Genomic DNA, 23457 nt, shown 5'->3' on the forward strand with positions numbered 1-23457 from the left:
GACCCCGTTGACCATCCGGCCCGCGTGAGCTGTCGATCACCCCAAAAAAATCCCTCTGCATCGCAAAGAGTAATGACTGATGAAAGAACTCGACCTGTACATCGGTGAAGGTTTCGAAGGCCCGGGCGTGAACGCCGCGCACATCAATATCCTGATCGGCCCGCGCAACGGCCCGGCGGGTCAGGCGTTCGCCAACAGTCTGGCGTCGCCGAGCCAGGGGCACTGCCCGTTCATGGTGATCGCCCAGCCGAACATTCCGGTCAAGCCGATGACCTTGTACGTCAACAAGGCTGCGATCAGCAGCGACCTGCACGGCAACGCAACCTGGGGCGCTTCCCAGGCCGGTATCGCCAAGGCTGTGCTCGAAGCACTGCTCGACGGCACGCTGCCGCCGGAAGCCGAAGACGAGTGGGCCATCGTCACCGCCAACTGGGTCAACCCGGCCTGCGATGACCTCGATGCGGTGTATCTGAACAACTACAACGCCTGCCGCACCGCGATCCGCGCCGCCCTGACGGGCAAGCCGGAAACCGCGCAGCTCAAGGATGTGGTCAACCACATCAGCAACCCTTTCTACACGCCAAAAGCCTGAGGTCCGCGCCATGCAATACATCCGTTTGGGCAACTCCGGCCTGCAAGTTTCCCGCCTGTGCCTGGGCACCATGAACATGGGCACCCCGGACTGGAAACCGTGGATCTTCAATGAAAAACAAAGCGAGCCGATCGTCGCTCACGCCCTCAACAATGGTGTGAACTTCATCGACCTGGCGGACTTCTATTCCGCCGGTGTCGGCGAGGAAGTGGTCGGGCGCATCGTCAAACGTCTGGCCCGTCGCGAAGACCTGGTGATCACCACCAAGGTCGGCTACGGCACCCGCAACGCGATCAACGCCAGCGGCCATTCGCGCAAGCACATCATGGACAGCATCGATGCCTCGCTGAAGCGTCTGGACATGGATTATGTCGACGTGTTCATGCTGCATTACTTCGACGTGAATACCCCGGTCGAGGAAACCATGGGCGCACTGAACGACATCGTGCGTTCCGGCAAGGCGCGTTACATCGGCGTCTCGACCATGCTCACTGGTCAACTGGCGAAAATCCTCATGGCCTGCGAGCGCAACGGTTGGGTCAAGCCGATCAACATGCAGCTGCAACTGAACTGCGCCTATCGCGAAGAAGAGCGCGAGATGATTCCGTTCTGCCGCGATCAGGGCATCGGCGTCTCGGTGTTCAGCCCGCTGGCCCGTGGCCTGCTGACCGGTGACGTGCAATCGACCCGCAACCAGACCGACTTCTTCACCCAGCAGATGTACAGCGACGAGGCCTCGTTCGAGATCGCCCATTCGGTGCAGCGCGTGGCCCGTGCCCGTGGCGTGTCCAACGCACAGATCGCCCAGGCCTGGGTCGCCAACCATCCGGGCGTGGATTGCATGCTGGTCGGCGCCGACACCACCGCGCAGTTCGACAGCGCACTGGCGGCATTGGAAACCAAACTCGATGCCGAAGAACTGCACGAGCTGGAGCGCAACTACACCCCGTGTGACGTGATCAACGATTACACCGCCGGCAAACGCATCCTGCGCACGGCCCGTCCGGGGCAGGAACGCTTCACGTTGCAGGGGGCGGTGGCATGAGCGGGTTGATTCGTCACGGCAACTTCATCGACGGCCAGTGGGGCTGCGGCGGCGCGACTTATCCGGTGCGCAACCCGGCCAATGGCGAGTTGATCACCGAGGTGCAAAAGGCCGGTGCCGAGGAAACCAATCTCGCCATCGAAGCCGCCAATCGTGCCTTGCCGGCCTGGCGCAAACTCACTGCCAAGGAACGTAGCCAGCGCCTGAAACGCTGGAGCGATCTGATGCTCGCCAACCAGCAGGAACTGGCGACCTTGCTCAGCCGCGAGCAGGGTAAACCGCTGGTCGAAGCGAAGGGCGAAGTGGTCTACGCCGCGAGCTTTCTCGAGTGGTTCGGTGAGGAAGCCAAGCGTGCCTACGGCGATGTGATCCCGAGCCACAAGTCCGATGCGCGGATCATCGTGACCAAGGAAGCCATCGGCGTGGTCGCGGCAATCACCCCGTGGAACTTCCCGCTGGCGATGGTCACCCGCAAGGTCGGCCCGGCGCTGGCGGCGGGTTGCACGATGATTCTCAAACCGTCGGAAGAAACCCCGCTGTCGGCGTTCGCTCTGGCGGTGTTGGCCGAGCAGGCCGGGATTCCGGCGGGTGTGTTCAACATCGTTTCCGGCGACGCGGTGGCCATCGGTGGTGCGCTGCAAGCGTCCAGCGTGGTGCGCAAGCTGTCGTTCACCGGCTCCACCCGCACCGGCAAACTGCTGATGCGCCAGGCTGCCGACACGCTGAAAAAGGTCTCGCTGGAACTGGGTGGCAACGCGCCGTTCATTGTCTTCGACGATGCCGACATCGATGCGGCCGTCAAAGGCGCGATGGCCTCGAAATTCCGCAACACCGGGCAGACCTGCGTGTGCGTCAACCGCTTCTTCATTCAGGACGGCGTCTACGAAGCCTTCACCGGCAAACTCGCCGAAGCCGTGGCGGCGATGCGCGTGGGCAGTGCGCTGGACGGTGACACCGAGCAAGGTCCGCTGATCAACGCCGCCGCACTGGCCAAGGTCGAAGCCCACGTCAGCGATGCGCTGGAGAAGGGCGCCACGTTGTTGTGCGGCGGTCGTCGGCATGCGTTGGGCGGCACGTTCTACGAGCCGACCATTCTCACCGAAGCCAACGGCGACATGCTCATCGCCCAGGACGAAACCTTCGGGCCGGTGGCCGCATGCTTCCGCTTCAAGGACGAAGCCGAAGTGCTGGCGCGGGCCAATGACACACCGTTCGGTCTGTCGGCGTACTTCTACAGCCGCGACATCGGCCGGGTCTGGCGCATGGCCGAAGGGCTGGAGGCCGGGATGGTCGGCATCAACGAAGGAATCATCTCCACGGAGGTGGCGCCTTTCGGTGGCATCAAGGAATCGGGCCTTGGGCGTGAAGGTTCGAAGTACGGTCTGGATGACTATCTGGAGATCAAATACCTGTTGATGGGTGGTCTCTAGACCTCCCCGAATCCTGTGGGAGTTCGCTCCCGCAGGCTTCTCCCAGAGCTTTCCGTTTCTCCGTCAATAACAACAATTGGAGACGAACATGTCCGCTCAACCCGTAAAGATCGATGACCTGCCCATCGGGCGCTTCCATATCAAGATCGCCGGCCTGACCTTCGGCGCGCACTTCACCGACGGCTACATCCTTGGCCTGATCGGCATCGCGTTCACCTTGCTCAGCCCGCAGATGCAGCTCGATGCGTTCTGGCAGGGCCTGATCGGCGCGTCGGCGTTGATCGGCCTGTTTCTCGGCAGTCTGTTTTTCGGCTGGATCTCGGACAAGGTCGGCCGGCAGAAAATCTTCCTGGTCAGTTTCGTGCTGATCACTATCGCTTCGGTGATGCAGTTCTACGTCGAAACTGCCATGAGCCTGTTCCTTTGCCGGGTGCTGATCGGCATCGGTCTGGGCGGGGATTTCAGTGTCGGTCACGCGATGCTCGCCGAGTTCGCACCGAAGAAACATCGCGGCGTGTTGCTGGGTTCGTTCAGCGTGATCTGGACTTTCGGCTACGTAGCGGCGACTTTCGTTGGCACTGCCATGCTAAGCCTCGGTGATGATGCCTGGCGCTGGATGCTGGCGTCGTCGGCGATTCCGGCCGCGTTGATTCTGATCGCGCGAATCGGTACGCCGGAATCACCGCGCTGGTTGGTCAATCAGGGGCGGGTGGCCGAAGCCCGTGCCATCGTCAAAAGGCATCTGGGCGACAATGTCGAGCTGGACGAGACCCAATCCACGGAAACCCGCTCGGGCTACGCGGTGCTGTTCAGTCGCGAATACCGCAAGCGCACGGCGTTCAACTGCCTGTTCTTTGTCTGCATCGTCATGCCGTACTTCGCCATCTACACCTTCCTGCCATCGATCCTGCAGAAAATGGGCCTGGCCGAGGGTTTCGGCACCGAGCTGATGCTCAACATGCTGCTGATCCTTGGCGCGTTGATCGGCATCTGGTGCACGATCAAATTCACCCGGCGCGGGTTCCTGATCAACTCGTTCATCATTCTGGCGGTGGCGTTGTTTCTGCTGGCGGTGTTGCCGGGCAGTGCGGCGTGGCTGATGGTGCTGGTGTTCGGTGTGTTCACCCTGGTGCTGTCGGCGGTGAGCAACCTGGTGGGCGTGTTCCCGGCGGAGAGCTTCCCGACGGAAGTACGGGCCAGCGGGATTGGCCTGGCGACGGCGGTCAGCCGTCTGGGTTCGGCGGTCAGTACGTTCCTGTTGCCGGTGAGTGTGGCGGGAATCGGGTTGAGCCCGACCATGGGCATTCTTGCGGCGATCCTGGGGATTGGCGCGTTGTTGTCCTGGGCGTGGGCGCCGGAGACCAAGTCGTTGACGTTGAGTCAGGCGTGCAAGGCGCAGAGTCCGGTGGAAGTCGGGACAGGGGTGGTCGGGAAAGTCGCCACGCCCGTCTGATGAGTGCAGGTCAGGGGTTGCTGACAACCCCTAGCCACTCGGTAAACAGCTTCACCTTCGACAGCCCTTGCTTGTCATTCGCCACATCCAGCCAATACCCATAAGGGCCGATCACCTCAATCGGGGTGATCGGCAGCAGGCTGCCGTTCGCCAGTTCCTTTTCGATCATCTGCCGGTCGATCACTGCCAGGCCGCCGCCGGCCAGCGCAGTGTGGATCACCTGATCCAGGGTGCTGAATTCCAGTCCTTGCCCAGCGTCGATGTCATCCCGGCCCATGGCCGCCAGCCAGTTCTCCCAGACCTTCAAACGCTTGCCGTCGTGCAAGATGTGCAGCAGTGGAAACTGCCGCAAATCCGGCGGCTGATCGCCGTTGAACAGTTCCGGGCTGGCCACCGCGATGTGCCGTTCCATCACCAGCAATTGGCTGACACAGTGAGGCGCTGCCGCGAGGCCGAAGCGGATGTGGCAATCGACTTCCGTGAGGCTGTCGTGGCCGATCTGGTTGGTGACGCTGAGGTTGATGTCCGGGTAGCGCTGACAGAACGCGCGCAGGTGCGGCGACAGCCAGCGCGTGGCCCAGGTCGGCGGTGCGAGCACTTTCAAACGCTGGCGCAGATTCGGCACGCGCACTGCTTGCAGGGCACGTTCGATGTGGTCAAAGGCCTCGGCCAGATGCGGGGAAAGATTGCTGCCGGCTTCGGTCAGTGACAGCCCTTGAGGCGTGCGCACGAACAGCGCCACGCCGAGGTAGTCTTCAAGCTGTTTGATCTGACGACTGACCGCGCCCTGGGTGACGTTCAACCCGATGGCGGCCTGACTGAAACTGCGATGACGGGCGACTTCTTCGAACACGCGCAGGGTGTTGAGCGAGGGTAGTTGACGCATGGAGGCGGAACTCCGGACCGGGCGGTTTATTGTTGTTTTCGGATGAGGGCTATCTGACTATCGGGGCGGTGCGGATGCAAGGTGAATTCGCAACGGGCAGGCAAAAAAAATCGCAGCCCTGGCTGCGATTTTTTCGAGCGTCAGAAGTAATACCCGACGTTCACATATAACTGGTTTTCCCACTGATCCAGTCCCCCCGCGCCAAGGCTCTGGGTGTAGCTGCTGCCACCGATGTACGGATCGTTTTTGCCGAACAGCCATTCCGTGGCCACCCACAACTTACTCACGGAAAACGAAGTGCCGAGGATCATCCGTTCGGATGTCTTGAAGCCGCTGGCGGACTTGTCGAATGCGCTGTAGTTGGCGTACAGCTTGATCCCGCTGATCTGGTCGAACAGGTATTTGCCACCGACGTCGTAACTCAGGTCGGCCACGTACAGATTGCCGCGACTGGCCACGTTGTAGGTGCCGTCGTAGCCGCCGAGGGTCACCAGTTCATCGGTGCCGGCATTGCGTGGCGACATCTGCTGCCGCGCCGCCTGCAACTGCACGCCCCATGGGCCGTTCTTGCCCATGTAGTGCACGGCCACGGCGTTGCGCCGACCGTCGTTGTTGGTGTCTTTGTTCTCGAGGCTTGAAGTCAGGCCGGAGATCCCGACCTCGGACTTCCACGGCCCCAGATCCATTGCCTTGGCGACCCGCAGTACCACGGTGTTGCGTTCCTGGTTGTTGCTGCCGTCGGCCACATAGCTGTCGGCCTCGGACACCACGCTCGAATACGTCACGCCTTTGCTGGTGCCTTTCCCTTGCCAGGCCGGGCGCAGGTAGTAACCGGCCTGGAGGTTCCAGTCGCCGCTTTGCTGGATGTACTTGGTGCCGATCTGTTGCACGTCTTCCAGGCCGATGACGTTGCCCAGGGTTTCGTAGAACGTGCTGCCGAAGTACGGCTGCAAGCCGAACGGCACGGTGTTGAGGCCCACTTGTACTTGCTGGTCGGGATTGAACTTGTAGCCGACCCACGCGAACTTGGCGAAGCGGATATCGCCGTAGTTTTTGGTGTACTGGTACGGGTAGGAGCGGCCGTAAAAGCGATATTGCGCTTCGCCGATCCACGAGTCGGAGTTGTACTTGGCGCTGAGGAACACCGTGTCGAGGCCGAACTTCTGGATGTCGCGATCCGGGTCCACGTCCCAACGGGCACGAATAGCGCCGCCAAGGTCGAGATTGTCGGTGACCTGGACCGCCATGGCCGGGGCGGCAATGCTGCAGAACAGAGCGATGGAGGTGGTGCGCAGGCGCAAAGATGCAGGGAAGGGCATGGAGCGGCTCTCGATTGTTTTTATTAGAGATGCCGCGCAGTTTTGCCATCCGCCCGCTGCAGAACAAACGATAAAAACGTCAGGGAAACCTGCATCGAATGCATGTTACTCGGAAAATCCTGTAGGACAATTCGCCAATGTCGTGGGATGCTTTGCGCCTTGTCTGTGGTTTTCGAGTGCCTTGTATGAAACGCAAAATGCCCGGCCTGAATGCACTCAAAGCATTCGAAGTGGCCGGCAGCACCGGCAGCTTCACCCGCGCCGCCGAGTTGCTCAACGTCACCCAGAGCGCGGTCAGCCGTCAGGTGCGGCAACTGGAAGAACAGCTTGGCGAAAGTCTGCTGGAGCGCCGCCATCACCATCTCGAACTGACCGGCGCCGGCAAGATTCTGCTGCGGGCGCTGCATCAGTCGTTCGACAAGATCGAACTGACCGTGCGCAGCATCCAGCAGAAAACCCACGCCAACCGCTTGCACATCAATGCGCCGCCCACCTTCACCAGCCGCTGGTTGATGCCGCGCCTGGGACGCCTGCGCGAGCAGCATCCGGAACTGGAACTGAGCATCACCACCCGCTTGCAGGACAGCCTGGCGGAAACCAGCACCCTCGATTGCGCGATCCGTTTTGGCGACGGCGAATGGGACGGGCTCGACAGTTCGCTGCTGATTCAGGAGCGGCATATCGCCGTGTGCGCGCCGACCCTGTATGCGCGGGAGGGCGGTGATCAGGGCATCGATCTCAATCGCCTGACCCTGTTGCATGTGCTGGCAAGGGAGGATCAGCGCTACCTGACCTGGAAACACTGGCTCGACGCGGCGCGGATCACGGGCGTCGATACCCAGGGCGGCTATGAATTCGACCTGCTGGATCTGGCGATTCAGGCGGCCGTCGATGGTCTGGGGATCACCATTGCCGACTGGCACATGGTCGCCTCGGAACTGGCCAGCGGACAGTTGACCCAGGTGCACAACGTGCATGTGGAAGGGCACCAGTCCTACTGGCTGGTGACCCGCCCGGAACAGACGCAGATGCCACAATTGCAGGCGTTCAGTCAGTGGCTGCAGGAAGAGATCTGGCTGGCGCAGCGCCAACTTGAGCCTTCGAAGGCGATTTTCTGAGTAACGTGCCTTTTTCGAATGTTTGATCGCCGGATAAATCGTTTGTTGAACCCGCTGTCGATGACAAGACTGGCGCCATCGATAAAAACAAACGATGGGCGATGCACATGCGAGTCGAGCGAAATTTTGTTAACGGCCACTTCATCGAGCCGGCCAGCGCGGCGCTGATCGCGGTCTACAACCCGGCCACCGAAGCGTTGGTGGGTCATGTTTCGGCTGCCACCGCCGAAGAAGCCACGGCGGCAGTCGACGCCGCCGCCAAGGCGCAAAAGACCTGGGGCAAACTCACCAGCATCGAACGCGCCGAGCACCTGCGAGCGTTTGCGGCTGCCCTTGAAGATCGCGCCGAAGCCATCGGCGCCGCTCTGGCCGCCGAATCCGGAAAAAGCCTGAGCGATGCCAGCAACGAAGCCCGTTATGCCGCGCAGATCACCCGTTACCACGCTGAGTGGGCGCGCCGCATCGAAGGCGAGATCATTCCCAGCGACAGCCCCGACGAAAACCTGTTTCTGCACCGCGAGCCGATTGGCGTCGTCGCGTGCCTGATTCCGTTCAACTACCCGGTCTACACCCTGTTGCGCAAAATCGCTCCGGCGCTGATTGCCGGCAACACCGTGGTGGTGCGCCCGAGCAACAACACCCCGACGTCGGCGTTCGAAATCGCCAAAGCGGTGGAGCAATCGGGCATGCCGGCCGGTGTGGTCAACATCCTGACCATGGATCACGCCACCGCCGCAGCGGTTTGCACCCATAAAGCCGTGGGCCTGATCACCCTGACCGGCAGCGTCAACGCCGGACGCATCGTCCTTGATTACTGCAAGGCCAACATCGCCAAGCCTTCGCTGGAGCTGGGCGGCAAGACCCCGGCAATCATCGAGGCCGACGCCGATCTTGAAGCTGCCGCGACTGCGATCATTGCCTCCAAGACCACCCATTGCGGCCAGTTGTGCACGGCGGTGGAACGGGTCTACGTGCAGGAAAGCGTTCACGACCGTTTCCTCGCGCTGCTCAAAGCGAAAATCGCGGCCGTGAAGTTCGGCGACCGCGCCACGGACGCGAGCCTGATGGGCCCGCTGGTCAACGCCAGTTCGCAGAAGAACATCCACGCCATGGTCGAGCGCGCGATTGCTGACGGTGCCGTCCTCGAAAGCGGCGGTGTGCTGCCCGAAGGTCCGGGGCATTTCTACCCGCCAACGCTGCTCAGCGGCTGCCGTCAGGACATGGAAATCGTCCAGGAAGAAATCTTCGGCCCGGTGCTGCCGGTGCTCAAGTACCGCGACATCGACGAAGCGCTGGCCATGGCCAACGACCATCAGTTCGGTCTGTCGTCGGTGCTGTACACCGAGAACTACCGCACCGCGCAGAAAGTCGCCAACGCCATCGAGGCCGGCGAGTTGTACGTCAATCGCACCCCGGCCGATCCGTACCAGGGCTACCACGCTGGCTGGAAACGTTCGGGCCTGGGCGGCGATGACGGCAAGCACGGCATGCTCGAATTCACCCAGACCCGTCTTGTGGTCATGAAGTACTGATCCACCGCCTCACGCCTCACGCTACACCTATAAAAACAATTATCAGGGGCGCCCGGAGCACGGGTCGCCCGAGGTCACTTCAATGTCCAAGCATGCATCCTCTGCTGCCGCTGTTCAGGGTTCCAATTCGGCTTCGAAAAGCCAGAGCGACAAGGGAAGTCGCTATTTCCAACTGATGTTGCTGGTGCTGGCCGCCGGTGCGATCTACCCGATTCTGTACCTGCGCCAGGTCTACCAGACCACCATGCTCGAGGTGTTCCAGATCAGCCACAGCGAGCTGGGTTATCTGTACTCGATGCTGGGGACGATTTTCCTGCTCAGCTACTTGCCGAGCGGCTGGCTGGCCGACCGTATCGCGCCGCGTTTTCTGATCTTCTTTTCGCTGGTGGCAACCGGCGCGCTGGGCCTGTGGTATTCGACCGCGCCGTCGATGACCGGGTTGATGATCATCTTCGGTTGCTGGGGTCTGACCACCGGCCTGACGTTCTGGGCCTCGGTGCTCAAGCGGGTGAAGATGATTGCCCATCACACCGAGCAGGGTCGGTTCTTCGGCATTCTCGATGGCGGTCGCGGGCTGGTCGAAGCGCTGCTGGCGACGGTTGCGCTGGCGTTGTTCGCCTTCGCCACCGAAACCCGTGGCGAGTCCACCGCCGAAGGTTTCAAGCACGTGGTTTACCTCTACGCCTTCACCTGTATCGCCATCGGCTGTGTGCTGGTGCTGATCAAGGATCCGAAGTCGATGGAAGACACGCCGCCGGTAGAGAAGGGCAAGTTCAACCTGCTCACTGATCTGGCAACGTTGGTGAAGATTCCTGAACTGTGGCTGGTCACCGCGATCGTGTTCTGCGGTTATCACATCTTCTGGGCCACCTACAGCTTCTCGGACTACCTGCAAGGCAGCGGCCTCACAGCCGTCATGGCCGGCACCATCACCACCATCAAGCTGTGGATGCGCCCGATCGGCGGCATCGGCGGCGGCTGGCTGGGGGACAAGTTCTCGAACATCTCGGTGCTGATCGTCGCGCTGTTGCTGGCGAGTCTGGCGATTGTCGGGCTGATCGTGTTCCCGGCGCTCAACAGCATGGGGCTGCTGATCGCGACAGTGATTTTCATCGGCCTGATGACCTACGCGATTCGCGGTCTGTACTGGGCGATCCTCGACAGCTGCAACATTCCGCTGCGCATCACCGGACTGGCCATCGGCATCGTCTCGGTGGTCGGTTACATGCCGGATGCGTTCATCCCGTTGATCAACGGCTACCTCACTGAGCATTTCCCCGGCGCCCTCGGCTACAAGCTCTATTTCGGCTACATCGCCACTATCGGTCTGATCGGCACTCTGGCTGCCGTGACCCTGCGTGCCCGGATCAACAAAAAAACTTCGAACAAAACAGGTGCCTGAGATGAAAATCGTCGCCCTTGAAACCCATATCGTCGCCGTACCGCCACCGCACATCGGCGGCATGTACTGGCTGTTCGTCAAGCTCAAGACCGACTGCGGCATCGAAGGCGTCGGCGAAATCTACGCCGCGACCTTCGGCCCCAAAGCCATGCTGCCGATCATCGAAGACGTGTTCGAACGCTACTTGCTGAATCAGGATCCGCACCACATCGAACGCTTCTTCCGTCAGGCCTATTCGAGCGGTTTCACCCAGCGTCCCGACCTGACCATGATGGGCGTGGTCAGCGGCCTGGAAATGGCCTGCTGGGACATCATCGGCAAGGCCGCGAACAAACCGGTCTACGAACTGCTTGGCGGCAAGGTTCACGAACGTCTGCGTTCCTACACCTACCTGTACCCGGTCAACAGCCGTGGCGAGTACGACTACGACGACCCGGACCTGGCCGCCGAATGCGCCATCGACAACATGAACAAAGGCTTCACCGCCGTGAAGTTCGACCCGGCCGGGCCGTACACCGCGTACTCCGGGCACCAGATCTCGCTGGAAGTGCTGGAACGCTGCGAAACCTTCTGCCGCAAGATCCGCGAAGCGGTGGGCAACAAGTGCGATTTGCTGTTCGGCACTCACGGGCAAATGGTGCCGTCCTCGGCGATTCGCCTGGCCAAACGCCTGGAGAAATACGACCCGCTGTGGTTCGAAGAACCGGTGCCGCCGGGCCAGGAAGAGGCCATGGCGCAAGTCGCGGCCAAGACCAGCATTCCGATTGCCACCGGTGAGCGTCTGACCACCAAGTACGAGTTCTTCAAGCTGCTGCAGGCCGGCGGTGCGTCGATTCTGCAGATGAACGTGGCGCGCTGCGGCGGCCTGCTCGAAGGCAAGAAGATCGCCAGCATGGCCGAAGCCTATTACGCGCAAATCGCCCCGCATTTGTACAACGGGCCGATTGGCGCAGCGGCGAGTTTCCAGCTCGCGGCCTGCACGCCGAACTTCCTGATCCAGGAAAGCATCGAGACCTGGGGCGGCTTCCACGCCGAGGTCCTGAAAAAGCCGTTGCAGTGGGAGGACGGCTACATCATCCCGTCCACCGAGCCGGGCCTGGGTGTGGAGCTGAACATGGACGTGGTGCGCAAGCATTCGCCGTACACCGGTGAGCGCCTGCACCTGCAAATGGCCCCGACCCCGGCCGACGTCAAAGACACATCGCCGGCCAAGGGCTGACGGATTTCCCCGCCCGGCAACGGGCGGGTTCGATAAAAAGACTTACGCGGTAACCGTGCATGACATACGACTACATCATCGCTGGCGCAGGCGCCGCTGGCTGCGTCCTGGCCAACCGGCTCTCGGCCTCGGGCCAACACACGGTGCTCCTGCTGGAGGCGGGCGGCAAGGACAGTTCCCTGTGGTTCAAGATCCCGGTCGGCTTCGCCAAAATGTATTACAACCCGACCTTCAACTGGATGTACTACAGCCAGCCGCAGAAGCAGTTGGGCAATCGCGAAATCTACGCCCCGCGCGGCAAGGTCCAGGGCGGTTCGGGCTCGATTAACGCGATGATCTACGTGCGTGGTCAGGCCCATGATTTCAACGACTGGGCGGCCAACGGCAACGACGGCTGGGGCTTCAAGGATGTGCTGCCGTACTTCCGCAAACTGGAAAACCATCCGCTGGGCGACAGCGAATACCACGGCGGCAGCGGCCCGATCAGCATCACCCCGATGGCCGGCCAGACCCACCCGATCTGCGACGTGTTCCTCAAGGGCTGCGACGAACTCGGCTACCCGCGCAGCGACGATTTCAACGGTCCGAAATTCGAAGGTGCGGGCATCTATGACGTCAACACCCGCAACGGTCAGCGCAGCTCCAGCAGCTTCGCCCATTTGCATCCGGCATTGAGCCGGCCGAACCTGACGGTCGAGCACTACGCGCTGGTCGACCGTGTCCTGTTCGATGAAAGCCAGCAGCGTGCCACCGGTATTTCCATCACCCAGCATGGCGTGACGCGAACTTTCACGGCGCGCAAGGAAGTGATCCTGTGCGCTGGCGCCGTCGACACGCCGAAGATCCTGCAGCTGTCGGGCGTGGCGGATCGTGCCTTGCTGGCCAAGCATCAGATCCCGGTTGTCAAACACCTGCCGGCGGTAGGGCAGAACCTGCAGGATCACCTGTGCGTCAGCTACTACTACAAGGCCAATATCCCGACCCTGAACGATGAACTCAGCTCGCTGTTCGGCCAGTTCAAACTCGGCGTGAAATACCTGCTGACCCGCAAGGGCGCACTGGCGATGAGCGTCAATCAGGCGGGCGGATTCTTTCGTGGCAACTCGGAGCAGACCCATCCGAACCTGCAGCTGTATTTCAACCCGCTGTCGTACCAGATTCCGAAAAACAACAAGGCCAGCCTCAAGCCCGAGCCGTATTCAGGTTTCCTGCTGTGCTTCAACCCGTGCCGCCCGACCAGTCGCGGGCACATCACGATTGCCTCGAAGAATCCCCGCGATGCGGCGTTGATCGATCCGAACTACCTGAGCACGCAAAAGGACATCGACGAGGTGATCCAGGGCAGTCGCCTGATGCGCAAGATCATGGGGGCTCCGGCACTGAAGGGCATCACGGTCGATGAAGTCTTGCCGGGGCCGGCGGTGGAAACCGACGAGCAGATGCTCCAGTACTTCCGTGACAACTGCGGCTCGATCTATCACCTGTGCGGCTCCTGCGCGATGGGCGCGGACGAGCAGAGTTCGGTGGTCGACAAGCGCCTCAAGGTGCATGGACTTGAGGGGTTGCGGATCGTCGATGCGTCGATCTTCCCCAATGTGACGTCAGGCAACACCCACGCAGCGGTGCTGATGGTGGCGGAGAAGGGCGCGGATCTGATTCTGCAGGATGCGTAATGCGCGGTGACAGATGATCGCGGGCGTTTTTCCCGCGTGCACTAGGCTTTGAATGCCGGCCCATTACGGGCCGGCATTGTTGTTTTGGGAGGGTTGTTTTTTTGATTCAAGGAGCGACCGATCATGGATGATCTGGTGAAAGAGGTGATTCCGCTGTTGCAGTACCTGATCCCGGGGTTTGTCTCGACCTGGATTTTCTACACCCTGACGGCATTCAAGCGGCCGGATACGTTCGGGCAGATTGTGCAGGCGTTGATTTTTACGTTTGTGATTCACGGGGCCGTTCTGGGCGTTGGTGAGGTCTGTTTGTGGGTGGGGAGGTCGGGTTTTTCTGTAGGAACGTGGGATTCCAAGGCTGAAACAGCATGGGCGTTTTTTGCTTCGCTGGTGTTTGGGTTGCTGGCCTGTTGTCTGTCCGCCAGTGGCAACTTACATGCTTGGTTGCATAGCAGAAACGTAACGAAACAATCTTCCTACCCTAGCCAATGGTTCAGCGCATTTGCGAAATATGATCGCGTCATCACCCTGCATCTGGATGATGAAAGGCGCGTTCTAGGCTGGCCGGTGGAGTGGCCGCCCGAATCTTCAAGTGGGCAGTTTCTGTTGCAATCTCCGTGTTGGCTCAACAGCGATGGAACAGATGTACCTTTTGGTGCTGAATTTTTGTTGATAGATTCCGCGAAGGTTAAATGGGTTGAATTCAATCCGATTTCAGAGGGTTCATCATGACCGCCAGAGCGCCACAGCCAATGCCGCCGCACATCGCGCGCCTGTTCTACGGGCCAGATGGGAAACAGTTGGAAAAACCACTGATCAAGGGGCCAAAGGCGCCACCACCGCTGAAGCGTTAGCCAATACAGGGGGGCGATTATTCGCCCCCGGGTTGCCTCCGCCCACCCGAACATCGGTAAATCAACTCAAAGCGTCTGCACCAGCCAATCCCGAAACGCTTTCAATGACGCCAGCGATTCATTGCGCGCCGGGTACACCAGGTAATAGCTGCGCCGGCTGCTGATCGGTTCCCCCAGTTGCACCAGCTCACCGCTGTGCAGCTCATCCTCCACCAGAATCCTCGGCACCAGTCCGATACCGATATTGGCGCGCACGGCCTGGATCAGGTGCGAGGTCATCTCGAAACTCGGCCCGATGCGCATGCTGCGATGGGGCAGGGCGTGATGGCTGAACCATTCACTCCACGCCTGGGAATTGCTGCTGACGTTGAGCAACAGCTGCCCGGCGATGTGCTGATTGGCGGCGAGACGTTCGGCATCGGACAGTTGCGCGCTGGCGATTACCACCAGTTCTTCGGTGTGCAGGCGGTGGGCGGTCAGCCCCGGCCAGTCACCGCCGCCAACACAAATCGCCGCGTCGATTTCACTGGTGTCGAAGTCGATGGCTTCGATCCGTGAATGCAGGTGCACGGTCATGCCAGGGTGCGCGGTGTAGAAGTCCTTCAGGCGGGGCAGCAGCCATTTCGAGCCGAAGGTCGGCAGAGTCGCCAGGCGCAGGCTGTGAATTCCCGAGCCAAACGCCATGGCGTGCAGCGTTGCGCTGCGGATCTGCCCAAGGGCTTCGGACAGTTCGCGCTGGTACATGCGCCCGACGTCGGTAAGGATCACCCGCCGGCCTTCGCGACTGAACAGGCGCATGCCGAGCATCTTTTCCAGAATCTGCACCTGACGACTGACCGCGCTCTGGGTCAGCGACAGTTCGTGGGCGGCGCGGGTATAGCTTTCATGGCGTGCGGCGGCTTCAAACGCCAGCAGCAACGACATCGAGGGAGTAAGAGTTCGCGGATTCATTCGTTTTAGTCATGGATTGCGGGTCGATTTTACGGTTGTCCCGGCATCGCTCTGCAATGAATATAAGGCCTATGAGATGGCGGGAGCGTGACGCAATCATTCATTGCGCACAACTGTTCACCGCCACACGGCCCGTTTTTGACCGAGATTGCACGCCCGATGATTGCCCAGCTGTCGCCTTCCACCACGCAGAACACCGATTACCAACAGTTTCTCAAAGCCCTTGAAACCGGTGGCTTTCGCGGCGAAATCAGTGCCGACTACGCCAGCCGCGTGGTGCTGGCCACCGACAACTCGATCTATCAACGCTTGCCGCAAGCGGCGGTATTCCCGCGCGACGCCGACGACGTGGCGCTACTGGCACGCCTGATCGCCGAACCGGCTCACCAGAAAGTCGTGATCACACCTCGCGGCGGTGGTACCGGCACCAACGGTCAGTCGTTGACCGACGGCATCGTCGTCGACCTGTCGCGGCACATGAACCGCATCCTTGAAATCAACGTTGAACAGCGTTGGGTGCGGGTGCAGGCCGGCGTGGTGAAGGATCAACTGAACGCGGCCCTGAAATCCGCCGGGCTGTTTTTCGCCCCGGAACTGTCCACGTCGAACCGCGCCACCGTTGGCGGCATGATCAACACCGATGCCAGCGGCCAGGGCAGTTGCACCTACGGCAAGACCCGCGATCACGTGCTGGAACTGCACATGGTCCTGCGCGGTGGCGAGCGCTTGCACGGCCGCCCGCTGGAAGAAAGCGAGCTGGCAGCGGAATGCGCCCGCGAGGGCCGGGCCGGCGAGGTGTATCGCTGCGCGCGGCAGATCATTGATGAACAGGGCGAGTTGATCCGGGAAACCTTCCCCGATCTCAACCGCTGCCTGACCGGCTACGACCTGGCGCACCTGCGCGAGGCCGACAACCGTTTCAACCTCAACAGCGTGCTGTGCGGCGCTGAAGGTTCGCTGGGGTTTGTGGTCGAGGCCAAGCTCAACGTGTTGCCGATCCCCAAGCACACCATGCTGGTGAACATTCGCTACGCCGGCTTCATGGACGCGTTGCGCGATGCCCGGGCGTTGATGGCGCTCAAGCCGCTGTCGATTGAAACCGTGGACTCCAAAGTGCTGTTGCTGGCGATGCAGGACATCGTCTGGCACGGTGTCGCCGAATACTTCCCGGAAAGCGCCGACCGGCCGACGCTGGGGATCAATCTGGTGGAGTTCTGCGGCGACGATCCCGAGGAACTGCAAGGCCGGGTCGAGGCTTTCGTCCGGCACTTGGGCAACGATGCCACCGTCGAGCGACTGGGCCATACGCTGGCCGTCGGTCATGCGGCGGTGAACCGCGTTTATGGCATGCGCAAGCGTGCGGTGGGTTTGCTCGGAAACGTTGCCGGTGAAGCGCGGCCGCAGCCGTTTGTCGAAGACACCGCTGTGCCGCCGCAGCATCTGGCCGAGTACATCGCCGAACTGCGCGACCTGCTCGACAGCCATAAGCTGCAATACGGCATGTTCGGCCACGTCGATGCCGGCGTGCTGCACGTGCGGCCGATTCTCGACATGAAAGACCCGCAACAAGCGGCGTTGGTACGACCGGTGTCGGACGGCGTCGCCGCGTTGACCCAGCGCTACGGTGGCCTGTTGTGGGGCGAGCACGGCAAAGGCCTGCGCTCGGAATACGCACCGGCCTTCTTCGGCGCGTTGTACCCGGCACTGCAAGCCTTGAAGGCGGCGTTCGATCCGTTCAACCAGTTCAACCCCGGCAAGATTGCCACGCCGGATATCCCCGGCGCTGCATTGCTGAAAATCGACGAAGTGACCCTGCGCGGCGAACTCGATCGGCAGATCGACGAAAAAGTCTGGCAAGACTACGGCGCGGCCATGCACTGCAACGGCAACGGCGCCTGCTACAACTTCGATCCCGACGATGCGATGTGCCCGTCGTGGAAAGCCACTCGCCAGCGTGCGCAGTCGCCAAAAGGCCGCGCCTCGCTGATTCGCGAATGGTTGCGTTTGCAGGGCGAGGCGGGTGTCGATGTGTTGTCCGATGCCAGTCGCCGTCCGCCGTTTTTCAGCACATTGCTGCAGCGCTGGCGCAACAGCCGTACCCAGGAAAAAGACTTCTCCCATGAGGTGTACGACGCCATGGCCGGATGCCTGGCGTGCAAGTCCTGTGCGGGGCAGTGCCCGGTAAAGGTCAACGTGCCGGACTTTCGTTCGCGGTTCCTCGAGCTGTACCACACGCGTTATCTGCGGCCGGCGCGGGATTATCTGATTGCCTCGCTGGAGTACACGATTCCGTACATGGCGCGGATTCCGTTGCTCTACAACGGCTTGATGGGCGCCACGTTCAGCCGCCGCTTGATCGAGCGTCTCGGCGGCATGGTCGATGTCCCGTTGCTCAGCCGGTTCGATTTCCACGCGGCGATGCGCCGTTGGCAGGTTCAGCCGGCGTCGGTCGAGCTGCTTTCGACACTGACTCAAGTACAACGCGAGCGCAGCGTGGTGCTGGTGCAGGACGCGTTTACCCGGTATTTCGAAGCGCCATTGCTGGCGGATCTGATCGAGTTGATTTCGCGACTGGGCTATCAGGTTTATCTGGCACCGTTCAGCGCCAACGGCAAGCCGCTGCATGTGCAGGGCTTCCTGTCGGCGTTCAATCGCGCAGCGTTGCGCAATGCCGGGCAACTGCGCGCGCTGGCCGAGATCGGTGTGCCGCTGGTGGGGCTCGATCCGGCGATGACGCTGGTTTATCGCCAGGAATATCTGAAAGTGCCGGGGATGGAAAAATGCCCGGAGGTGGCGCTGGTGCAGGAGTGGCTGCTCAAGGTCATGCCGGAGCAAGCCGATCAGCGCCGCGAGGAAACCTTCCGTCTGCTCGCGCACTGCACCGAAAAAACCAACGCCCCGGCCGCGACCCGGCAATGGGAGCAAGTGTTCGAACGTGTCGGCTTGAAACTGACGACCCAAGCCACCGGTTGCTGCGGGATGTCCGGCACCTACGGCCACGAAGCGCGCAATCGCGAAACCTCGGCAGTGATTTACGAGCAGTCCTGGGCGAAGCAGATCGAGGCACCGGCAGAGCGGGGCGAAGCGCTGGCGACCGGTTATTCGTGCCGCAGCCAGGTCAAGCGCCAGGCCGACCGGACGGTGCGTCATCCGTTGCAGGTGCTGCTTGAAAGGCTGCGTTCTGCTTGAGAACCGTTGGCAATTGAAACGATTTTTCGTGTTATAAGGTAACGCAAATGTTAGGGCCGTTTTCATGCGGCCCGATCGAATTCCTCACTCGATTGCGAAACCTTCATGACCCTTGCTGTTCCCCGAAACGTCCCGCCGGCGACTGGCCGGTTGTTGTCCATTGATGCGCTGCGTGGCCTGGTGATTCTGTTCATGTTGCTGGATCACGTGCGCGAAACCTTTCTGTTGCATCGTCAGGTGTCCGATCCGATGGACATCGCCAGCACCGAGCCAGCGCTGTTCTTCAGCCGTACCTTGGCGCATCTGTGTGCGCCGGTGTTCGTGTTGCTGACCGGGTTGTCGGCGTGGCTGTTCGGGGAAAAGTACGACGGCAAGGCTGACGTCAGTGCCTTTCTGTTCAAGCGTGGTCTGTTTCTGGTGGTACTCGAATTCACCCTGGTGAATTTCGCCTGGACGTTCCAGCTGCCGCCGAGCGTGATCTACCTGCAAGTGATCTGGGCCATCGGCCTGAGCATGATCGCGCTGTCGCTGCTGGTCTGGCTGCCACGCTGGCTGCTGTTGACGTTGAGCCTGGCGATCATCGCCGGGCATAACCTGCTCGATGGTGTGCATTTCGGAACGGAATCGGCGCTGCATGTGCCGTGGGCGATCCTGCATGACCGCGGCTGGATCGAAGTCAGCGAGAGTTTGCGCTTGCGTACGTCGTACCCGTTGCTGCCGTGGATCGGCGTGATTGCTCTTGGTTATTCGCTGGGGCCATGGTTTGCCCGAGTGGCTGATGCGACTTTGCGCCAGCGGCGTTTGCTGATCGTCGGCAGCGCCGGGCTGCTGGGTTTCGCGGCGCTGCGGCTGGTCAACGGTTACGGCGAGAAACCGTGGTCGATCAATGACAGCAGCCTGCAAACCCTGATGAGTTTTTTCAACATCACCAAATACCCGCCGTCGCTGTTGTTCATCACGCTGACGGTGAGCATCGGTCTGCTGCTGTTGCTGGTGTTCGAGCGCTCGCAGGAGCGACGCTGGATTCGCTGGCTGACGGTGTTCGGTTCGGCACCGATGTTTTTCTATCTGCTGCACCTGTATGCACTGAAGGTGCTGTACCTGATCGGCGTGGCGTTGGTCGGGCTCAATCAGGGCAGCTATTTCGGTTTCTCGTCGGTGGCGGCGGTGTGGCTGGCGGCGATGGTGCTGGCGATTGCGTTGTTCCCGGCAGTGAGATGGTTCTCCGCACTCAAGGCCCGACACCGCGACATCGCCTGGTTGAAGTACCTGTAACTACCCCGTTTTGCCGTCGCGAACATTGCGGGCAAAGTCGATGAAAGCCTTGAGCGGCGCCGGTACATGGCGTCGGCTCGGGTAATACAGGTGCAGCCCGGGATAGTACGGGCACCAGTCCGCCAACACCTGCACCAGACGCCCGGCCGCGAGGTGTTCGCTGACCATGTCTTCAAACACATAGACCAGTCCCAGGCCTTGCAGCGCCGGGCCTACCATCAGGCTCACATCACCCAGTGTCAGCGGGCCGTTGACTTCGATTTCCTGTTCAATGCCACCGCGCTCGAATTCCCAGCGGTACATCGAACCGCTCGGGAATCGATGGCGGATGCAGGGCAGGGCATGCAGATCTTCCGGTTTCTGTGGTGCGGGATGGCGCTGGAAAAACGCTGGCGAACCGACCACCACTGAACGCAGGTTCGGCCCGATGGGCAGCGATACCATGTCCGCCTCCAGCCGATTGCCGAAACGTACGCCGGCATCGAATCCGGCAGCGACGATATCCAGCAGCGCATCGCTTTCGACCACTTCCAGACGAATGTCCGGGTAGGCCTGCAGGAACTCGCTGGCAATCGGCAGCAGCACCAGTTCGCACGCCTGGCGCCCGGAGGTGATGCGCAGGTTGCCGGAGGGTTTGTCGCGGAAATGGTTGAGGTCTTCAAGTGCATCTTCGATATCGCGAAACGCCGGTTTCAAGCGGGCGTAGAGCCGTTCGCCGGCCTCGGTCAGGGCCACGCTGCGGGTGGTGCGATTGAACAGACGCACGCCGAGGCGGTTTTCCAGAGCGCGCAACGAGTGACTCAGCGCCGACGGTGTCAGGCCCAGATCCACCGCCGCACGACTGAAGTTCAGATGCTGGGCGATGCTCAGAAAGATCGACAGATCCGCCGTGGACGGACTTTTCATTGATGAGCACCTTTCACAAAGCCATGTAATTTTGTTGGGATTATCACATCAGTAGCACGGCTTTAAAGTCGCATCAACTCATCGAGAAGGCCCGGCAATGACGCCAGGGTCACTGACAGGAGGAGTTGCTATGCGTACCTGGCTGATTACCGGAGCTTCCCGTGGTTTTGGCACCCTCATCGCAGAACACGCCCTGCGTGCCGGCGATGCGGTGATTGCCACCGCGCGCAAACCGCAGGACATCACGGATCGTCTCGGCGAGCACCCGAACCTGCTGGCGCTGCGTCTGGACGTCACCCGTGAAGACGAGGCCCACCAGGCGGTGGCAGAGGGCGTCAAGCGTTTCGGCCGCATCGATGTGCTGATCAACAATGCCGGCTTCGGCGTGCTGGGCGCGGTGGAAGAAACCAGCGCCAGCGAAACCGAACGACTGTTCGCCACCAACGTCTTCGGCCTGCTCAACGTCACTCGCGCCGTACTGCCACACATGCGCGCCCGGCGTAGCGGACGGGTGATCAACATCTCGTCCATCGGCGGTTATCAGGCCTACATGGGTTGGGGTGTCTACGGCTCGACCAAGTTCGCGGTGGAGGGCATCAGCGAAGCGCTGCATCAGGAACTGGCGCCGCTGGGCATTCAGGTCACGGTGGTCGAACCGGGTTTCTTCCGCACCGATTTCCTCGACGAACAATCGCTGGTCAAGACCGCGCTGGCGCTGCCTGACTACGACGAAACCGTAGGCAAGATGCGCACCTTCGCCGAAGCCGCGAACCATGCGCAGCCGGGCGATCCAGTGAAGTTTGCCGAAGCCATGCTGGCGCTGGTCAATGCGCCGAACCCGCCGCAACGGTTGGCGCTGGGCAGCGACACCATTGCGCGAATCGAGGCGAAGAATCGCCTGGTGGCACAAGAGTTGGCGCAGTGGAATGCGCTGGCGCTGTCCACGGATTTCAAGGACTGACACAGCCCCCGTTGAAGCCATCGCAGGCTGCGCTCTGTTGATCGCAGCCTTATTTTTTTCATTGGATGAAATCATGACAACCGTCTCCCAATACCATCGCGCCCGCGACAAACTGCTGATCCTCGCGGCCATTTGCCTGTCGGCACTGGTCCTTCCGTTAAGTTTTACCGGTGGCGCAGTGGCGACGCCGGCCATTGGTCGTGACCTGGGCGGCAGCCCGGTGGCGCTGACCTGGATCACCAATGCGTTCATGTTGTCGTTCGGCAGTCTGCTGATGGCGGCGGGGGCGTTGGCTGACGTTTATGGGCGTAAACGCTTGTTTATGGGCGGCATGCTGCTGTTCACCGGAGCTTCGATTGCCCAGAGCCTGGCGCCTTCGGTGTTCTGGCTGGATGTGCTTCGGGCGATTCAGGGCGTGGCCGGGGCGGCGGCGCTGGCCAGTGGTTCGGCAGCGCTGGCGCAGGAATTCGAAGGCCATGCGCGTACCCGTGCCTACAGCATGCTCGGTACGACGTTTGGCATCGGCCTGGCGTTCGGGCCGTTGGTGGCCGGGGCGCTGATCGAGGCGTTCAACTGGCGCGCGATCTTTGTCTTCACGGCGCTGATCGGTGTGATCGCGATGGTCTTCGGCCTGCCGCGCATGCGTGAAACCCGTGATCCCGACGCCAGCGGTCTCGACTGGCCAGGCACCGTGACCTTCAGTTCGATGCTCGCGCTGTTCACGTTCGGAGTTATCCAGGCCCTCGAAAGCGGTTGGGGCAGTCCGTTGGTGATCGGTCTGTTGGGCGCTTCGGCGTTGTTGCTGGCGCTGTTCGTCCTCATCGAGATGCGCGTCAAACGTCCGATGCTCGATCTGACGCTGTTCCGTTTTCCGCGCTTCATCGGGGTGCAGATGCTGCCGATCGGCACCTGCTATTGCTACATCGTGCTCGTGGTCATGCTGCCGCTGCGGTTTATCGGCGTCGAAGGCTTGAGTGAAATCGACGCCGGCCTGCTGTTGCTGGCGCTGTCGGCGCCGATGCTGGTGGTGCCGATGCTCGCGGCTTCGATGACCCGTTTTGTTTCGGCCGGCATTTTGTCGGGCGTGGGTTTCCTGATTGCCGCCGTGGGCCTGCACTGGCTGAGTCTGTACAACGTCGGCGAATCGAAATTCGCGTTGGTGATGCCGATGGTGTTGATCGGGATCGGCGCTGGTTTGCCGTGGGGATTGATGGATGGACTGTCGGTCAGCGTGGTGCCGAAAGAGCGCGCCGGCATGGCGGCCGGGATCTTCAACACGGTGCGGGTGGCGGGTGAGGGGATTGCACTGGCCAGCGTGGCGGCGGTTCTTGCCTCGCTGCTGCATACCGATCTGCAATCGGTGGCCGGCAGTGCCGACGTTGCATTGATTGCCGAGACCGCGCACCGGGTGACGACGGGCGACATGGCTCACGCAATCAACACGATTCCAGGATTGGCCAATGAACGTCTGGTGCAAGGCTACGCTTCGGCGTTCCAGTACCTGCTGCACATCCTGACGCTCATCACCCTGGCGTCGGCAGCCGTGGTGCTGGGGCTGTTGAGCAAGGATCGGACGGTATCGGAGCCACAACAGGCTGCGGCCTAAATGAAAAAGCCCGGAAGCGCAAAACGCTTCCGGGCTTCTTTTTCATTGG

Annotated in this window: 18 protein-coding genes; 14 read left to right on the forward strand and 4 right to left on the reverse strand. The window is 61.2% G+C overall.

From position 1 onward, the window contains the following. Positions 1-79: 79 nt before the first annotated feature. The 4 genes from fae (at position 80) to ACKLNA_RS03105 (ending at position 4520) form a co-directional block, all read left to right on the forward strand. Positions 80-592 carry a formaldehyde-activating enzyme gene (fae, locus tag ACKLNA_RS03090; protein ID WP_007950493.1) on the forward strand — a complete coding sequence of 171 codons (513 nt, stop codon included), beginning with the start codon at positions 80-82 and terminating at the stop codon, positions 590-592. A gap of 10 nt (positions 593-602) precedes the next feature. Next, on the forward strand, positions 603-1637 hold the full coding sequence (locus ACKLNA_RS03095; RefSeq protein ID WP_085602959.1) for an aldo/keto reductase: 1035 nt from the start codon (positions 603-605) through the stop codon (positions 1635-1637). Next, positions 1634-3067 carry an NAD-dependent succinate-semialdehyde dehydrogenase gene (locus tag ACKLNA_RS03100; protein ID WP_408984817.1) on the forward strand — a complete coding sequence of 478 codons (1434 nt, stop codon included), beginning with the start codon at positions 1634-1636 and terminating at the stop codon, positions 3065-3067. The genes ACKLNA_RS03095 and ACKLNA_RS03100 overlap by 4 nt, the downstream gene beginning before the upstream one ends. Before the next feature lie 88 nt (positions 3068-3155). After that, entirely contained in the window at positions 3156-4520 is a 1365-nt protein-coding gene (locus ACKLNA_RS03105) for an MFS transporter (protein WP_408984818.1), read from the forward strand. A gap of 10 nt (positions 4521-4530) precedes the next feature. Here ACKLNA_RS03105 and ACKLNA_RS03110 read toward each other — a convergent pair whose 3' ends face one another. Further along, a complete protein-coding gene (locus ACKLNA_RS03110) occupies positions 4531-5406 on the reverse strand; it encodes a LysR substrate-binding domain-containing protein (protein ID WP_114883683.1) in 876 nt (291 codons plus the stop codon). A gap of 140 nt (positions 5407-5546) precedes the next feature. Next, entirely contained in the window at positions 5547-6725 is a 1179-nt protein-coding gene (locus ACKLNA_RS03115) for a hypothetical protein (RefSeq protein ID WP_408984819.1), read from the reverse strand. 185 nt (positions 6726-6910) lie between these two features. Here ACKLNA_RS03115 and ACKLNA_RS03120 point away from each other — a divergent pair, with 185 nt between their 5' ends. The 6 genes from ACKLNA_RS03120 (at position 6911) to ACKLNA_RS03145 (ending at position 14398) form a co-directional block, all read left to right on the forward strand. Next, positions 6911-7843 carry a LysR substrate-binding domain-containing protein gene (locus tag ACKLNA_RS03120; protein ID WP_096820112.1) on the forward strand — a complete coding sequence of 311 codons (933 nt, stop codon included), beginning with the start codon at positions 6911-6913 and terminating at the stop codon, positions 7841-7843. Positions 7844-7950: 107 nt separating this feature from the next. Next, positions 7951-9375, forward strand: a complete 1425-nt coding sequence (gene aldA, locus ACKLNA_RS03125; protein WP_408985545.1) for an aldehyde dehydrogenase — start codon at positions 7951-7953, stop codon at positions 9373-9375. An 82-nt stretch (positions 9376-9457) separates the two neighbouring features. Beyond that, positions 9458-10777: an MFS transporter gene (locus ACKLNA_RS03130; RefSeq protein ID WP_408984820.1), complete on the forward strand. Its 1320-nt coding sequence runs from the start codon at positions 9458-9460 to the stop codon at positions 10775-10777. 1 nt (position 10778) lies between these two features. Next, on the forward strand, positions 10779-11996 hold the full coding sequence (locus ACKLNA_RS03135; RefSeq protein ID WP_085731929.1) for a mandelate racemase/muconate lactonizing enzyme family protein: 1218 nt from the start codon (positions 10779-10781) through the stop codon (positions 11994-11996). A 59-nt stretch (positions 11997-12055) separates the two neighbouring features. Continuing rightward, a complete protein-coding gene (locus tag ACKLNA_RS03140) occupies positions 12056-13669 on the forward strand; it encodes a GMC family oxidoreductase (protein WP_408984821.1) in 1614 nt (537 codons plus the stop codon). A gap of 123 nt (positions 13670-13792) precedes the next feature. Then, positions 13793-14398: a DUF6338 family protein gene (locus ACKLNA_RS03145; protein ID WP_408984822.1), complete on the forward strand. Its 606-nt coding sequence runs from the start codon at positions 13793-13795 to the stop codon at positions 14396-14398. Between the two features lie 188 nt (positions 14399-14586). Here the strand turns inward: ACKLNA_RS03145 and ACKLNA_RS03150 are convergent, their stop codons facing one another. Then, complete coding sequence (locus tag ACKLNA_RS03150) at positions 14587-15471, reverse strand: LysR substrate-binding domain-containing protein (RefSeq protein ID WP_408984823.1); 885 nt, start codon at positions 15469-15471, stop codon at positions 14587-14589. A 159-nt stretch (positions 15472-15630) separates the two neighbouring features. Between ACKLNA_RS03150 and ACKLNA_RS03155 the strand changes: the two genes are divergently transcribed. Both ACKLNA_RS03155 and ACKLNA_RS03160 read left to right on the forward strand, forming a co-directional pair. Then, on the forward strand, positions 15631-18660 hold the full coding sequence (locus ACKLNA_RS03155; protein ID WP_408985546.1) for an FAD-binding and (Fe-S)-binding domain-containing protein: 3030 nt from the start codon (positions 15631-15633) through the stop codon (positions 18658-18660). A 105-nt stretch (positions 18661-18765) separates the two neighbouring features. After that, positions 18766-19935 (forward strand): DUF1624 domain-containing protein, encoded by a 1170-nt coding sequence (locus ACKLNA_RS03160; protein ID WP_408984824.1) that lies wholly within the window; start codon positions 18766-18768, stop codon positions 19933-19935. Here the strand turns inward: ACKLNA_RS03160 and ACKLNA_RS03165 are convergent, their stop codons facing one another. Further along, complete coding sequence (locus ACKLNA_RS03165; protein ID WP_408984825.1) at positions 19936-20841, reverse strand: LysR family transcriptional regulator; 906 nt, start codon at positions 20839-20841, stop codon at positions 19936-19938. It abuts the gene before it with no gap. Between the two features lie 130 nt (positions 20842-20971). Here ACKLNA_RS03165 and ACKLNA_RS03170 point away from each other — a divergent pair, with 130 nt between their 5' ends. Together ACKLNA_RS03170 and ACKLNA_RS03175 are read left to right on the forward strand one after the other, a co-directional pair. Then, complete coding sequence (locus ACKLNA_RS03170; RefSeq protein ID WP_408984826.1) at positions 20972-21802, forward strand: oxidoreductase; 831 nt, start codon at positions 20972-20974, stop codon at positions 21800-21802. A gap of 73 nt (positions 21803-21875) precedes the next feature. Next, on the forward strand, positions 21876-23408 hold the full coding sequence (locus ACKLNA_RS03175; protein WP_408984827.1) for an MFS transporter: 1533 nt from the start codon (positions 21876-21878) through the stop codon (positions 23406-23408). Positions 23409-23457 lie beyond the last annotated feature (49 nt).

The sequence above is a fragment of the Pseudomonas sp. UV AK001 genome (assembly GCF_046097675.1).
Taxonomy (GTDB): domain Bacteria; phylum Pseudomonadota; class Gammaproteobacteria; order Pseudomonadales; family Pseudomonadaceae; genus Aquipseudomonas; species Aquipseudomonas kribbensis.

Coding starts and splice junctions, on each gene's coding strand:
- fae (WP_007950493.1), top strand. CDS start 80: ATGAAAGAACTCGACCTGTACATCGGTGAAGGTTTCGAAGGCCCGGGC.
- ACKLNA_RS03095 (WP_085602959.1), top strand. CDS start 603: ATGCAATACATCCGTTTGGGCAACTCCGGCCTGCAAGTTTCCCGCCTG.
- ACKLNA_RS03100 (WP_408984817.1), top strand. CDS start 1,634: ATGAGCGGGTTGATTCGTCACGGCAACTTCATCGACGGCCAGTGGGGC.
- ACKLNA_RS03105 (WP_408984818.1), top strand. CDS start 3,156: ATGTCCGCTCAACCCGTAAAGATCGATGACCTGCCCATCGGGCGCTTC.
- ACKLNA_RS03110 (WP_114883683.1), bottom strand. CDS start 5,406: ATGCGTCAACTACCCTCGCTCAACACCCTGCGCGTGTTCGAAGAAGTC.
- ACKLNA_RS03115 (WP_408984819.1), bottom strand. CDS start 6,725: ATGCCCTTCCCTGCATCTTTGCGCCTGCGCACCACCTCCATCGCTCTG.
- ACKLNA_RS03120 (WP_096820112.1), top strand. CDS start 6,911: ATGAAACGCAAAATGCCCGGCCTGAATGCACTCAAAGCATTCGAAGTG.
- aldA (WP_408985545.1), top strand. CDS start 7,951: ATGCGAGTCGAGCGAAATTTTGTTAACGGCCACTTCATCGAGCCGGCC.
- ACKLNA_RS03130 (WP_408984820.1), top strand. CDS start 9,458: ATGTCCAAGCATGCATCCTCTGCTGCCGCTGTTCAGGGTTCCAATTCG.
- ACKLNA_RS03135 (WP_085731929.1), top strand. CDS start 10,779: ATGAAAATCGTCGCCCTTGAAACCCATATCGTCGCCGTACCGCCACCG.
- ACKLNA_RS03140 (WP_408984821.1), top strand. CDS start 12,056: ATGACATACGACTACATCATCGCTGGCGCAGGCGCCGCTGGCTGCGTC.
- ACKLNA_RS03145 (WP_408984822.1), top strand. CDS start 13,793: ATGGATGATCTGGTGAAAGAGGTGATTCCGCTGTTGCAGTACCTGATC.
- ACKLNA_RS03150 (WP_408984823.1), bottom strand. CDS start 15,471: ATGAATCCGCGAACTCTTACTCCCTCGATGTCGTTGCTGCTGGCGTTT.
- ACKLNA_RS03155 (WP_408985546.1), top strand. CDS start 15,631: ATGATTGCCCAGCTGTCGCCTTCCACCACGCAGAACACCGATTACCAA.
- ACKLNA_RS03160 (WP_408984824.1), top strand. CDS start 18,766: ATGACCCTTGCTGTTCCCCGAAACGTCCCGCCGGCGACTGGCCGGTTG.
- ACKLNA_RS03165 (WP_408984825.1), bottom strand. CDS start 20,841: ATGAAAAGTCCGTCCACGGCGGATCTGTCGATCTTTCTGAGCATCGCC.
- ACKLNA_RS03170 (WP_408984826.1), top strand. CDS start 20,972: ATGCGTACCTGGCTGATTACCGGAGCTTCCCGTGGTTTTGGCACCCTC.
- ACKLNA_RS03175 (WP_408984827.1), top strand. CDS start 21,876: ATGACAACCGTCTCCCAATACCATCGCGCCCGCGACAAACTGCTGATC.